Raw genomic sequence first — 14577 nt, forward strand, 5'->3', positions numbered from 1 at the left:
CATATACACGCTAGCCCTTCCATTGCTACTGCGTAAATTTTAAACCCAGCTTTCTGGACAAACCTCAATATTTTTATTCTTTCCTCCTCGTCGCTTTGCCATTTTAAACCGACTGCACATAAAAATAGCCTGACGAATCAGGCTATTTGAAAGTTTAAATGACTACAGAGGATTATTTTGCATCTGGTAAGGCATACGCCACCAAAGCATCTCCCATCTTGGTGCCAAATGAACCATGACCACCTGCCATAATGACCACATACTGTTTGCCATTCGCTTCATAAGTCATTGGTGTAGCTTGACCGCCCGCTGGTAGACGACCTTTCCAAAGTTCATCACCATTAGTCACGTTGATGGCACGGATATAATTATCCTGCGTACCACCAACAAACATCACATTACCCGCAGTTGAGATTGAACCGCCAAGCATAGGCACACCCATTTTAAATGGTGGTAATTGAATCCCCGGTAAGCTGTCGCGGATTGTACCAATACGACGTTTCCATGCAACTTCATGAGTATTTAAATCCACACCCGCCACAAAGCCCCAAGCAGGCTGTTTACATGGCAAGCCAAATGGAGACAAGAACGCACTGATCTCTACACCATAAGGCACACCATACATCGGTTGTACACCTGCTTCGGTGCCTGCACCTTTGGCTGTTTTCGGACGGTTTGGATCGGCTGGAATAAGCTTAGACACAAACGGCAAACCGATTGGGTTCATCACCGCGATTTGGCGGTCAGGGTTAACAGACATACCACCCCATTCGAATACACCCAAGTTGCCCGGGAAAACCAAAGTTCCGTTTTCTGAAGGTGGGGTATAAATACCGTCATAGTTCAGTTTGTGGAAAGACACACGGCACATCAACTGGTCAAACATGGTTGCGCCCCACATTTGCTTATCCGTCAATTTCTCTTTTGGCGCAAGATCAAAATCAGAGAAAGGTTGTGTCGCAGAATAACGCTCACCTTTGGTTTGTGGCCCACGTTTCACTGTTTGTGGTACAGGTTTTTCCGTAATTGGAACAATGGCTGCACCAGTACGACGGTCTAGAACAAAGGCATTACCTGTTTTCGTTAACACGTAAATGGCAGGAACCATTTTGCCTGACTTGTCTTTAATGTCCGTCAATGTCGGCTGTGATGGTACATCCATATCCCACAAATCATGATGCGTGGTTTGGAAATTCCACACCAACTTACCTGTTGAGGCATTCAGTGCCAGCATTGAGTTGGCATAACGCTCATGTAATTCGGTACGGTTACCCCCCCAAATATCTGGCGTACCCACACCCGTTGGAATGTAAACGATATCCAAGGTTGCATCATAGGCTAATGGTGCCCATGCATTCGGTGAGTTTTGAACATACTTTTGACCCGGAGCTGGAATCGCGTTCGGATCTTCGGCACCTGTATCAAACACCCACAACAATGCACCCGTATTCACATCATAACCACGAATCACACCTGAAGGTTCTTCAGTTGAATAGTTATCTGTGGTTGAACCCGCAATAATAATCGTCGTGCCTGTGACCACAGGTGGTGAAGTTGGGATATAACCGCCCGGATAAGGGAATGGCATATCCTTTTGTAAGTCGACTTCACCATTTTTACCAAAGTCCGTACAACGCTCACCAGTATCAGCATTGATGGCAACCAAGCGACCATCATTCACTGGCAAGATCACTTTACGTGGGCACAACTCAGACGATGACTTTTTATGTTGCAAGCTGGCTTCAAAACCAACTGTATTGTTCGCATCATAATAAGACACGCCACGACAGGTTAAATGTTGGAAAGTATTGTCCGATTTCAACTTCGGATCAAAAGTCCATTTCGCCTTACCTGTAGCTGGGTCGAGGGCAACCAGTTTTTGGTGCGTGGTACAGATATACATATTGTCCCCAACTTTAATTGGGGTGACCTGATTGGTGGTTTCACCAGAGTCATTTTCTGTTTTAAAGTCACCTGTGTTATAGGTCCAAGCCACTTTTAAATCTTTAACATTCTCAGAATTAATTTGCGTTAAAGGAGAATAACGCAAACCAGACTGAGTACGGCCATAAGCAGGCCAGTCGCCATCCGCAACACCCGGAATGGACTGTGCGGTTGCAGGTTGCTTGCTGCTCAGTTCACCTCGAATTTCTTGAGGATCATTAAATACAGCATAGATCATCACTGCAATGGTAATTGCCAATGAACCTGTTAAAGCAATTTTTGCACCTTTAGCGTTATCAAAGCCACGTGTGACCGCTGGAATGAGTAACCATAATCCAAATAAACCAAGGATATCTAGACGTGGCGCCAAGGCAAAGAAGTCAGAACCCACTTCCCATAGGCCCCATACCACTGTACCCAAGACCAACAAGGCATAAACGATTAATGCCGTACTTTTTAATTTTTGCAGTAGAACTGCAGTCGCGATGAAGAGTAAACCTGCAATGATGTAGTACCAAGACCCACCAAGCACTGCAAGATAAATCCCTCCTATCAGCAGGACTAAACCAAAGATCACAGCAATCACAGCTGTAAAAGTTTTAAGTCCTGAACCTGAAGACGGAGTACTCATATTGACCACCTTTTTCTTAGATTCTGTTAAAAGCTCATATCATTTCAACATTGATATAAGCACCTAGACAGTTTTTAGATTTTAAGTATCTGTCCAAACGACTTATTTCAAACAGTTTTATGCTTTGAATAACCATAAACGTATTTATCAACCTTGTTGGACAAATACTTATAGATCTAGAAACTAAAATGCAGTCTGGAATTTAATTCCGCCGACCCATGCATTTTCACCATTTTTATATGCGCCCACATGGCGAATATATTGGATATTGGGACGAATGGTTAACCAGTTGGCTGCATGAATACCGTAGTAAATCTCGGCATCATATTCTTCACTTTGTAAGCCACGGGCATCAACGCTGTTATTGGCAATATTCGCCTCATTCACGTCATCATTGATGCTAATACGCCCCAAGCCAATCGCAATTTCATCTTGTGGACGTGCATCAAAAGCGCCTTTATAGACCAAACCTATGTTCTGCATGTCGCGAACCGTATTGGTGTCTGAGTCATGTAGCGTGAGATTTACAAAGCCTGTTAAACCACGTGTAGCATCATCGTGATGTGCTGTGAGTTGTTGCTTGGCAACCACCCAGCCCCCTTGTTTATGTGAAGTTTGCTGCGGGTTTTGAATATTTGTGGCGTCTGCCGAACTGTAGTAATAACCCGCACGATATTCACCGGGTAATTTTTCAGTTCCTAACTGAGGAGACCACACTACTTCAGCAGGAAGAATCGCGCCATGCGAACCATCAGTACTTAAGTTCCAGCCTTTGCCACGCTCTAAGTTTTCAGGGTTATATTCATATACCCCAACTTGTGCATATAGCTCAGGACGGATATTGTATTTAACCCGCGCAGCCCACTGACTGACAGGCCAGTTGTACCATTGGTCACCGACCCAGTTACCAACTTGAGAGCCACACAGTGCAAGATTCTGGAAATCACAATCGAAACTGTTGAAGTCTTCACCTTCACCAAAACGACCGACTTTGATGTCCAACTTTTGATCCATGAACTTTTTCTTAATCCACAAATCCGTTAAACGCCACGTTTGTCCACGTCCCCACACTTCTTGAGTAGAACTTAAATGTCCATCTAAAGCATCGGAAGTTTGAGAAAGTGAACGTCCATTACGCTCAGTAATGGTGATTTGAGCCTCAGTATCCTGCCAACCCGAAATTTTGTCTAAATCGAAGTGCGTACCAAATGCAAACTGGTCTGCATATTCAGTACCATGATTTGAAGAACGTGAAGCATCGAGTAAAGTTGCCATCTCACCCGTATAACCAAAGCTAAAATCGTAGCCTTTTTCTTGCAATGCGGTGCGTTGACCATTCCAATCACCGAGCATCCAAGGGCTTTGTACCTCGAATGCATTTGCAGCATATACAGTTTGCAGGCAACAGCTGAGTGTTAATAAACTCACCGTTAAACACCAACTTCTATTACATTTATTCATAATTGGTGACCTTTCTTACAATTTTACAACCAATTGATATGATACTTGCTATTTGTATAAAGACCCATTGTTTTAGTTAGATTATTGTTTTAAAACTGGTTAAATTATCGCTATATGATATTTACAAAGAGTCAAAACCCAAAGATTTCCCTATAAATTCATACCTTATTTTTGAACGTGAAAACTTGATTGGACAAGCTAATTGTTGTTCGCTTTTTGTACTCCCCTCTTCTAAAGGCACAGCAACAATCCATTTTCGGTCTCTTGCCAGTTGCGAATCGAGTGCTTCATCCAGCTTCAATACAGGCTCAACACAGACATCCCGTGACTGAAAAATTGCGTTCCATACAGCAAAATCTTGGGTTTTAATCTTGGCTTTTATCGCTTGTTTCACCACCTGACGGTCGTCAGTTGCCAGTGAGGCGCCTTTTTCAGCCACAATCGGCAACTCTAAAATTTCTGCCAGTCCGTGTAAAAATTGTGGCTCTAAACTCCCAATCGACAAATAGCGGCCATCTTGCGTTTCATAATAGTCATAAAAAGTCGCACCATTGAGATAGCTTTGCTCCGGCCCTTGCTTTTCCTGTCCTGCTAAGCTCGCCGCTGCAGCCATGCTACTGAGCCCCACCACACAGTCAGTCATAGAGATATCAATATACTGCCCTATGCCACTACGCTGCCTTTCGATCACAGCTGCGAGTATTCCTATCACGCTATGTAATGACCCGCCTGCAATATCCGCAATTTGAATTCCCAAAGGAGGAGGACCACTGTGCTGTCGGCCGCTATGTCCTGCGATCCCAGACAAAGCCACATAGTTGATATCGTGCCCTGCTTTATTTTGATATAAACCTGTTTGCCCATAACCCGTAATGGAACAATAGATCAAGCGCGGATTAATTTCAGATAAAGTTTGATAGTCAAGTCCCAGTCTTTGCATTACCCCCGGGCGGAATTGCTCAATCACAATGTCATAGTCTGAAATTTTCGACTTGATCAGTTCAATATTGGCAGGATCTTTTAAATCCAGTGCTACAGAATGCTTATTTCGGTTGAGATAACTGTGTGCTGTGGCCTGTCCATTGGCATAAGGTGGCATTAAACGGATCAGATCAGGTCGAGTTGGAGACTCGATGTGGATCACTTCTGCACCTAAGTCTGCCAAATACATTGTTGCAAACGGTCCCGGTAAAAGTGTAGAAAAATCGAGAACTTTCAATCCTTTCAATGCCATATCCATGCTACTTTTTACTCTTTTTATGTTGATTTTTTAGCTATTTTAGAAATATAAAAGCAACAAAACAATGTCATGTTCAGCCATTTACCTTGATCATTTCGGCAATTTAACATGTAAAAAGGCAAAAAACTTTAGTGTAAATTGCCTAAACTTATTTTTTTAGCGTCATTTAGGTCAAACGCAAGTGAATATAAAAGAGACTGAAGGATTAAATATGAGCCGTGATACCATTAGTATCCATTTCGTCAATGCGGCTTTAACTGGCGTAAAACGTCTCGGCATGGATGTCGAAACATTACTTTCTCACGTTGGCATTGAGGCAGAACTGCTGCGTCAGCCTAAAGCCCGTATTTCTCCAGAACAATATACTCGCTTCGTTAAAATGTTATGGATGGTCACCCAAGACGAACATGTTGGTTTTGACAAACAACCACGTCGTCTAGGTACATTTGCCATCATGTGCCAGTTGATTATTCATGCCAAGACCTTAGGGGATGCTTTAGAACTGTCTTCACAGTTTTATAAGCTCTTTGGTGATGAATGGTCTGTGACATTAGAGCGCGACAAGCACGAAGCGCGTCTCGTTCCCCAGATTCCAAAATCAATGGACCCAGATCACTTTATCACTGAAAGTATGTTGATGATTTGGCATGGTCTTGCTTCTTGGTTGATTGAACGTCGTTTACCACTTGAACGTGTACATTTTGGCTATGAACGTCCTGCACATGCAGATGAATATGATGCCTTATTCTTCGCACCTGTGATGCAGTTCGATATGCCGCGTACAGAAATCACTTTTGCCGCAGATTATTTGGACTTACCAATTCGTCAGAATGAAGAAACGTTAGAAGAGTTCTTAAAAGCCGCTCCTGCACAGTTGTTAGTGAAATTTAAAAACACCAACTCCCTCACTTCACGTATTCGTGATGTGTTGAAAAGTCAAATTGGTGAGGAAATGCCAACGCTGAACGATGTGGCTTCCATGTTGTATTTATCTCCTCAAACGTTGCGTCGTCGCTTAGCGGCTGAAGGTAAAAGTTACCAAGGCGTGAAAGATGCATTACGTCGTGATGCCGCGATTCACCTGCTGTTAAATCCGGGTTTGACGTTGGAAGATGTGGCACAACAAGTGGGCTTTAGTGAAACCAGCACCTTCCACCGTGCCTTTAAAAAATGGACAGGCGTCACACCTGGTTTATATCGCCAACTACACGGTTATCACTAATTTTTTAGTTTGACGACGGTTCGGCACATTGCTAAACCCAAGATTTCGATCTTGGGTTTTTTTATGCCCTAAACTCAGGCTATTGGCAAAAATCTTCATCTAGCCTGACCCGTTCTAGTCATTGCATCACGGCGATTAATTTGTACACTCAAGGACATAACAACTTAAAAGTGATAAAAGGAACAGCTATGAGCGAGGCTTATATCATTGACGCCATTCGCACACCACGCGGAAAAGGAAAGAAAGATGGTTCATTGTACGAAGTAAAACCGATTACACTACTGACCACATTGTTGAATGAACTCAAAGATCGCCATCATTTAGATACCTCTAAAGTAGATGATATTGTCTTAGGTTGTGTCACACCAATAGCTGATCAAGGTGGTGATATTGCGAAAACTGCAGCAATTGCAGCAGGTTGGGACAATGATGTTGCTGGTGTGCAAATCAATCGCTTTTGTGCATCAGGCTTAGAAGCAGTCAATATGGCAGCGCAAAAAGTACGTTCAGGTTGGGAAGATGTGGTTGTTGCTGGAGGCGTAGAGTCGATGTCACGTATCCCAATGGGTTCCGATGGTGGACCGTGGGCATTAGACCCTGAAACCAATTTAAAATCACACTTTGTTCCGCAAGGGATTGGTGCTGATTTAATTGCAACACTGGATGGTTATACGCGTTCAGATGTTGATCATTTTGCAGCAAATTCTCAACGTAAAGCGGCGGCGGCGCAAGCTGCGGGTTATTTTAATCAATCAGTCGTTGCCATCAAAGATAAAGCAGGCGTGACCATTTTAGACCAAGATGAATTTATTAAACCAACCACAACAGCAGAAGGTTTAGCAAAGCTCAATCCAAGTTTTGAAATGATGGGGGCAATGGGGTTCGATGCGATTGCATTACAACAATATCCAGAAGCGCAAAAAATTAACCATGTGCATCACGCAGGAAACTCATCGGGTATTGTCGATGGTGCAGCACTTGTATTGCTTGCTTCTGAGAAAGCGGTCAAAGAACAAGGTTTAAAACCACGTGCCAAAGTCTTGGCGACAGCATTAGTCGGTTCAGATCCAACCATTATGCTGACTGGGCCTGCACCTGCTGCTCGTAAAGCATTGGCAAAAGCAGGCTTAACGATTGACGATATTGATCTATTTGAAGTCAATGAAGCTTTTGCATCTGTGGTGATGCGTTTTATGACGGAATTAAAAGTGCCAAGCGATAAAGTCAATGTAAATGGTGGCGCAATTGCGATGGGGCATCCATTGGGTGCGACGGGTGCGATGATTCTCGGAACGTTACTGGATGAATTAGAGCGTCAAGGTAAAAAGCGTGGCTTGGCAACATTATGTGTAGGTGGTGGCATGGGTATTGCGACCATTATTGAGTTGGTATAAGGAGAATAATAATGAGCGCAATTCAATATTTAAAAAATGACGATGGCATTATTATTCTGACTTTAGATTCTCCGAATCAATCAGCAAATACTATGAATGCAGATTTCCGTGTCGCTTTAGAAAACATTGTTTCTAAATTGAAATCTGAAACATCGATTACAGGAATTATTTTCCGTTCAGCGAAGAAGACTTTCTTTGCAGGCGGTGATTTAGATGAATTGATTCAAGCACGACTTGAAGATGCTACGCCTTTTTTTGAAATGGTTCAGAAAATGAAAGCCGAGTTTCGTTATATTGAAACTTTAGGTGTACCTGTTGTAGCAGCATTGAATGGTACGGCTTTGGGGGGCGGTTGGGAAATTGCTTTAGGCTGTCATGCACGTATCGCATTGAATGATCCTAAAACGAAGTTTGGTTTGCCAGAAGTGACTTTAGGCCTACTGCCGGGTGGTGGTGGTGTTGTGCGTATGGTTCGCCTTTTAGGTTTACAAAATGCTTTTCCATTCTTGATGGAAGGTAAGCAATTTGGTGTGGATAAAGCGAAATCATTAGGTTTAATCCAAGACACGGCGGAAACACCTGAAGAGTTGATGGACAAAGCTATTGCTTGGGTAAAAGCACATCCCCCATCCACAAAAGCATCACAACAGCCGTTTGATGTGAAAGGTTATAAAATTCCGGGTGGTGATCCTAAAACACCTGCTGTCGCTCAAATTCTTGCGATTGCTCCAGCAATGTTACGTGATAAAACCAAAGGATGTTATCCAGCGCCTGAAGCCATCATGGCGGCTGCGGTTGAAGGTGCACAGGTGGATGTGGATACAGCTCTGACCATTGAATCTCGTTATTTTACTTATCTTGCGACAGGTCAAATTTCAAAAAATATGATCGGCACTTTTTGGCATGGATTAAATGCAATTAAAGCAGGTGCGAGTCGTCCTAAAGATGTTGCAAAATGGCAAGCGACCAAAGTGGGTGTGCTTGGTGCAGGGATGATGGGCGCAGGGATCGCTTATTCAACAGCAATTAAAGGTGTTGCTGTGGTATTGAAAGATACCTCTATTGAAAATGCAGAAAAAGGGAAAGCCTATAGCCAAAAACTGCTAGATAAAAAAGTATCACAAGGACGTATGACGGCTGAAAAGCGTGATCAGGTTTTAAGTTTGATTACTGCAACGGCATTTGCGGAAGATTTAAAAGGCTGTGATTTAATGATTGAAGCTGTATTTGAAAATCAAGAACTCAAAGCCAAAGTCACTCAAGAAGCTGAGACTTTCCTTGTGGATGGTGGTGTGATGGCTTCAAATACCTCGACATTACCGATTACAGGTTTGGCAAAAGCTTCGAAAGATCAGGCAAATTTTATTGGCCTACATTTCTTTAGCCCAGTTGATAAAATGCAATTGGTTGAAATCATTAAAGGCAAAAACACTTCTGCTGAAACTTTGGCAAAAGCGTATGACTATGTACAGCAAATTGGTAAAACCCCGATCGTTGTGAATGACAGCCGTGGTTTCTTCACCAGTCGCGTATTTGGTACTTTTGTTCAGGAAGGTTTACGTTTACTGCATGAAGGTGTACACCCAGCACGTATTGAAATGGCGGCACTTAAAGCAGGCATGCCCGTAGGTCCATTGGCCATTCAAGATGAAGTTGCATTAACCCTTTCTGAACATGTTGCCAATGAAACGCGTAAGGCATTGCAGGCCGAGGGTAAAGATTTACCACGCTCAGGTGCAGATGATGTGATTCAAACCATGATTCATCAATTCGGTCGTAAAGGGAAAGCTGCTGGCGCAGGTTTTTATGATTATCCTGAAAGTGGTAAGAAACAGCTTTGGGAGGGCTTGAGCCATTGGAAAAAAGAGATTGATATTTCTGAACAAGAAATGATAGACCGCTTCTTGTTTGTACAATCGCTAGATACGTTACTTTGTTATGAAGAAAATGTCCTTGAGTCTGTAATTGATGCCAATATCGGTTCGATCTTTGGGATTGGCTTTGCGCCGTGGACAGGGGGAGCAATTCAGTTTTTAAATCAATATGGTTTAGACAAAGCGTTGCAACGTGCCAATCAGCTTGAAGCGAAATACGGTGAGCGTTTTAAAGCACCGCAATTACTCATTCAATCATTGCCATCTGGGCAAATCCATTAAAATGCTGACTTAAAAATCAGGGATCCATAGATCCCTTTTTTTATTCTCTTGGAGAAACCAATTAAAATACTGATTCATCTTTTAATTTTGACCTATCTTAGTGCATTATTTTCGCGCCGGAACTCATTTTTTGTGTTATAAAGTTACATCGTTTTAGATTTATTATTATTCAATTGGGCTGTTGCACATGACTGACAATACTTCTCCTGAAAAATCACCATGGGGTTGGAAAGCACTGATCATTGCTTTCATTTTAAGCGGATTTTTCTTAGGTTTCTTCTACCTTGCAGTAACCAATGAACCTGACTATATGCCAAGTCAGCAAGCTAAACAGAACACTCAACAACATGCTTTTAAAAATGCACCAGCTATGTCTGAAGAGTCAATGGCAAAAGCGCAGGCAGATAAAGTAGCGCGTGAAACAAGCAATCAAGCTGCTTCTGAAAATATAACCGAACATGCAACGGCTGAAGAACATAGTATGAGTGCCGATGAACATGCGCAGATGTCTTCTGAACATAGTCACTAATCTACATTAAAAAGAAAAAGCCCTGATTCATCAGGGCTTTTTCATAGACGATAAACGCATATCAATATGTGGAATACCACAGTCTAAATACACCTCACCCTCTTGTACAAAACCCAAAGCCTGATAAAACGCTTGTGCATGTACTTGAGAAGACAACACTAAAAATGGACGCTGTTGCTGTTGGGCGTATGCGATCACAGCCTGCATCAAAACCTGACCTATACCCAAACCTCGATGCGACTTTAAAACAGCAACACGACCAATACTATGATTCTGTAATAGCCTTGCCGTGGCGATGGCTTGATCTTGTTCATAGACGACAAAGTGAACGGCGATTTCATCTTGCTCATCCCATTCATCTTCAGCAGCAATGTTTTGCTCTTGAATAAAGACCTGCTCACGAATCATTTTCGCAGCCTGTTGCAACTCATCCCATGTTCCGTGCACGATGTTTAGGCTTAGCATTTTCATTTCCCTATAAATCATCTCTGTATTGATCATTGCAGTAACAGTGATGTTCCGATCAACACTTACACCCTACACCTTGCTGATCCCATTGATCATTCAACAACAGTTCCAGTGAATGCTTTTGAATGCCATACATCTCTTTCAAGGCTTGAATTTGTGCCAAGACAGCAACATCGGGAGCTTGATAATCCCTACGCTTGGTTGCCAAAATCATTTTATTCTTACTGGTATGCTCAAGTGCTACAAACTCAAACACTTTGGTTTCATAGCCATAGGCTTTGAGTAATAAGGCACGAATAGTATCGGTCAGCATTTCAGCTTGCTGACCTGCATGAATGCCAAATTGCAACATCGGTTGTAATACAAGCGGAGCTTTCAACTGTGGACGTAATTCTTTATGACAACACGGCGCGCACATGATCATTTCGGCATTTAAACGAATGCCCGTATGAATCGCAAAGTCAGTCGCGACATCGCATGCATGCAGCGCAATCATCACATCGAGACGTTCAGGTTGGTAAGTTCGAACATCGCCCTGAAAAAAATCAAGTTGCTGAAAATCCGACTTGTGTGCAACCTCCTGACAGAATTCCACCATCTTGCTGTTGAGCTCAACCCCAGTCACAAAAGGATTCAGATCTTGCTTTAGCAAATAATCATACAAAGCAAAAGTTAAGTAGCCTTTTCCAGAGCCAAAATCGACCACACGTAGTTGTTCAGGCAGTTGAATATGACTTAAAGCTCCTGAGAAAATTTCAACAAATTTATTAATCTGTTTCCACTTACGCGCCATACTGGGAATGATGTGCGCTTTTGCATCGGTAATGCCAAGCGGCTGTAAGAAATAACTGTCTTGATCGACAAAACGCTGCTTGATTCGATCATGTCCTTGCTGCTCTGCTACTTTAGCCTGCGTTTTATTTTTACTTTGGGTCAGCATGGCTTTCTTCTTGTTCTTTTTCAGTTGAAACTCTTGTTCAGTCGTCATCAAATTGGCTTGTTTACACTGTGCCAAAAGTTCAGTCACCGTTTCAAGTGCCAGATCTAAGGAATAGTTTTTAGTGACATCTTGAGTTTTATAACGATATAAACAACTCAATACTGACTGACCTTGCACAGTCACTACCCGAAATGTCATTTTTTCTAATTGTTGCATTTCCCCCTGATACTGGCTCAAAATCATCCGATCAAAACATTGAGATTCAAGCGCTTGCTGAAAGGCTTGCAGGAATTGCTGCTCTTGTATAGAGGAAGACACCGAAGTGGTCATAATAGAAACCAGAAAAAGAATTGCGATTAAATTTTAAAGCGTCTTACGCTAAATGCAAATTTGAATTACGATACAGTTGTATATTTTATAAAAACAAGCACGATTACCTATGAACGCTCATCCAGTTGCAAACTACGATCCTGTCGAAGAACGAATCAATTTCATTAGCCATGCTATTGGTGCAGCTCTTGCACTCATAGTAGGAATATTATTGATTATCAAAGGGTCTTACTTAGAAACAGCGCAATGGATCGGGCTGTGGGTCTATGCTTTGAGCCTATTTTTATTGTTCGCCGCATCAAGCTTATATCATTTTGCCGAATCACCTGAGCGTCGAGGCTGGTATAAAAAATTAGATCACACCGCCATTTATTATCTAATTGCGGGCACCTATACCCCATTTTTGTCTATCGCACTACCCACACAAAAAGCACATTACCTGCTCATTGCACTTTGGGTGATTGCACTCATTGGCACACTATTCAAGTTAGTTTTCATCCATCGCTTTGAAAAAATCTCACTGATTGCCTATCTACTTATGGGATGGATGGCTGTGTTGGTTATGGATGATATGCAACGCTTTTTATCTAAACAAGCACTCACTTTTTTAATCATTGGTGGACTTTCCTACACCATCGGTGCATTGTTTTATGCGCTAAAAAAGGTAAGATACACTCACGCTATCTGGCATATTTTTGTATTGATCGGTGCAGGATCACATTTCTTGTCTATCTATCTTTACGTGATATAACCCGCACCTACTACATTTTTTAGCAACCCTAATCCCGTAGTTTGTCCGCAGGGTTTTCGTATTTTTTTAAGAAATTACGCCTTTTTTAAAAAGATTACGCTTTTAAAACTAAGTCTCATTATTTTTAGTAAGTGTAAGGTCTACCATGGCGTCATTAAATACTGCTGTTGCAGAACAACAGCAGCCTGTAAACTCAAAATTTCGCGTACTTACAGCCAGTCTCGTAGGTACCACAATCGAATTCTTCGATTTTTATATTTATGCGACTGCTGCAGTCATCATTTTTCCATATTTGTTCTTTCCAGCAAGTACCGATCCGATGACCGCTACAATTCAGTCATTAGCAACCTTTGCGATTGCCTTTATTGCACGCCCGATTGGTGCTGCACTGTTTGGACATTTAGGTGATCGTATTGGTCGAAAAGCCACCTTAGTTGCCGCATTGCTAACCATGGGGCTTTCAACCGTATGTATTGGCTTGCTACCAACCTATGCACAAATTGGAATTGTTGCACCATTACTGCTTGCACTCTGTCGTTTAGGTCAAGGCCTCGGCTTAGGTGGTGAATGGTCAGGTGCGGTCTTGCTTGCCACAGAAAATGCACCTGAAGGTAAACGTGCTTGGTATGGTATGTTTCCACAGTTAGGTGCACCGATTGGCTTTATCTTGGCAACGGGTTCGTTCTTGACACTCGGTCATTTCATGTCTGAAGAAACATTCATGACATGGGGTTGGCGTATTCCATTTATATCAAGTGCGTTACTGGTGATTGTAGGACTGTGGATTCGTTTACAACTCCATGAAACTCCTGCGTTCCAGAAAGTTTTAGACAAGCAAAAAGAAGTTAATATTCCATTTAAAGAAGTAATCACCAAACACTGGGGTATGCTGATTTTAGGCACTATTGCTGCCATCTGTACCTTTGTTGTGTTCTACCTCACGACGGTCTTTGCTTTACAGTGGGGCACCAAACAACTGGGTTACACTCGTGAACAGTTTTTACAACTTCAATTGGTCGCAACACTCTGCTTTGCTGCGTTCATCCCTTTATCTGCAGTATTTGCAGAAAAGTTTGGTCGTAAAACAACGTCTATTGCTGTATGTATTGCTGCGGCATTGTTTGGTTTAGTGTTTTCCAGCATGTTGGAATCAGGCAATACCTTTGTTGTATTCTTATTCCTATGTATTGGTTTATCTATCATGGGTTTAACCTATGGGCCAATTGGTACCGTGCTCTCTGAAATTTTTCCAATATCGGTTCGCTATACAGGTTCAGCACTGACCTTTAACCTTGCTGGCATCTTTGGTGCTTCATTTGCGCCATTAATTGCAACAAAACTTGCAACCACTTATGGCCTACATGCTGTAGGTTACTACCTCACAGCTGCATCCCTTCTGTCTTTATGTGCATTCTTAATGATCCGTGAGACCAAGAATGATGATGTAAACAATCAAATTTGACCCTAAGTTTGATATTTGAAACCAGCACAATGATGCTGGTTTTTTTATA

Annotated in this window: 11 protein-coding genes; 6 read left to right on the forward strand and 5 right to left on the reverse strand. The window is 42.3% G+C overall.

What is annotated here, in order from left to right:
• Positions 1–172: 172 nt before the first annotated feature.
• The 3 genes from DPG01_RS00835 to DPG01_RS00845 all read right to left on the reverse strand — a co-directional run bounded on the left by DPG01_RS00835 (position 173) and on the right by DPG01_RS00845 (position 5276).
• Positions 173–2575, reverse strand: a complete 2403-nt coding sequence (locus tag DPG01_RS00835; RefSeq protein WP_110973890.1) for a glucose/quinate/shikimate family membrane-bound PQQ-dependent dehydrogenase — start codon at positions 2573–2575, stop codon at positions 173–175.
• A 183-nt stretch (positions 2576–2758) separates the two neighbouring features.
• Entirely contained in the window at positions 2759–4036 is a 1278-nt protein-coding gene (locus tag DPG01_RS00840; RefSeq protein ID WP_110973891.1) for a carbohydrate porin, read from the reverse strand.
• Between the two features lie 121 nt (positions 4037–4157).
• Positions 4158–5276 (reverse strand): CaiB/BaiF CoA transferase family protein, encoded by a 1119-nt coding sequence (locus DPG01_RS00845; RefSeq protein ID WP_086208840.1) that lies wholly within the window; start codon positions 5274–5276, stop codon positions 4158–4160.
• 211 nt (positions 5277–5487) lie between these two features.
• Here DPG01_RS00845 and DPG01_RS00850 point away from each other — a divergent pair, with 211 nt between their 5' ends.
• The 4 genes from DPG01_RS00850 to DPG01_RS00865 all read left to right on the forward strand — a co-directional run bounded on the left by DPG01_RS00850 (position 5488) and on the right by DPG01_RS00865 (position 10577).
• Positions 5488–6498 (forward strand): AraC family transcriptional regulator, encoded by a 1011-nt coding sequence (locus DPG01_RS00850; RefSeq protein WP_086208841.1) that lies wholly within the window; start codon positions 5488–5490, stop codon positions 6496–6498.
• Between the two features lie 188 nt (positions 6499–6686).
• Entirely contained in the window at positions 6687–7892 is a 1206-nt protein-coding gene (locus DPG01_RS00855) for an acetyl-CoA C-acetyltransferase (protein WP_110973892.1), read from the forward strand.
• A gap of 11 nt (positions 7893–7903) precedes the next feature.
• A complete protein-coding gene (locus DPG01_RS00860) occupies positions 7904–10048 on the forward strand; it encodes a 3-hydroxyacyl-CoA dehydrogenase NAD-binding domain-containing protein (protein ID WP_110973893.1) in 2145 nt (714 codons plus the stop codon).
• A gap of 187 nt (positions 10049–10235) precedes the next feature.
• Positions 10236–10577 carry a hypothetical protein gene (locus tag DPG01_RS00865; protein ID WP_086208844.1) on the forward strand — a complete coding sequence of 114 codons (342 nt, stop codon included), beginning with the start codon at positions 10236–10238 and terminating at the stop codon, positions 10575–10577.
• 30 nt (positions 10578–10607) lie between these two features.
• Here the strand turns inward: DPG01_RS00865 and DPG01_RS00870 are convergent, their stop codons facing one another.
• Both DPG01_RS00870 and DPG01_RS00875 read right to left on the reverse strand, forming a co-directional pair.
• The gene (locus DPG01_RS00870; protein WP_110973917.1) at positions 10608–11042 is read right to left on the reverse strand and encodes a GNAT family N-acetyltransferase; all 435 of its coding nucleotides are present in this window, start codon (positions 11040–11042) and stop codon (positions 10608–10610) included.
• Between the two features lie 58 nt (positions 11043–11100).
• The gene (locus DPG01_RS00875) at positions 11101–12315 is read right to left on the reverse strand and encodes a class I SAM-dependent methyltransferase (RefSeq protein WP_110973894.1); all 1215 of its coding nucleotides are present in this window, start codon (positions 12313–12315) and stop codon (positions 11101–11103) included.
• A gap of 109 nt (positions 12316–12424) precedes the next feature.
• Here DPG01_RS00875 and trhA point away from each other — a divergent pair, with 109 nt between their 5' ends.
• Positions 12425–13066: a PAQR family membrane homeostasis protein TrhA gene (trhA, locus tag DPG01_RS00880; protein ID WP_110973895.1), complete on the forward strand. Its 642-nt coding sequence runs from the start codon at positions 12425–12427 to the stop codon at positions 13064–13066.
• 145 nt (positions 13067–13211) lie between these two features.
• A complete protein-coding gene (locus DPG01_RS00885; RefSeq protein ID WP_110973896.1) occupies positions 13212–14528 on the forward strand; it encodes an MFS transporter in 1317 nt (438 codons plus the stop codon).
• Positions 14529–14577: the final 49 nt, after the last annotated feature.

This window comes from Acinetobacter sp. WCHAc060042 (assembly GCF_003231195.1).
Lineage (GTDB): Bacteria > Pseudomonadota > Gammaproteobacteria > Pseudomonadales > Moraxellaceae > Acinetobacter.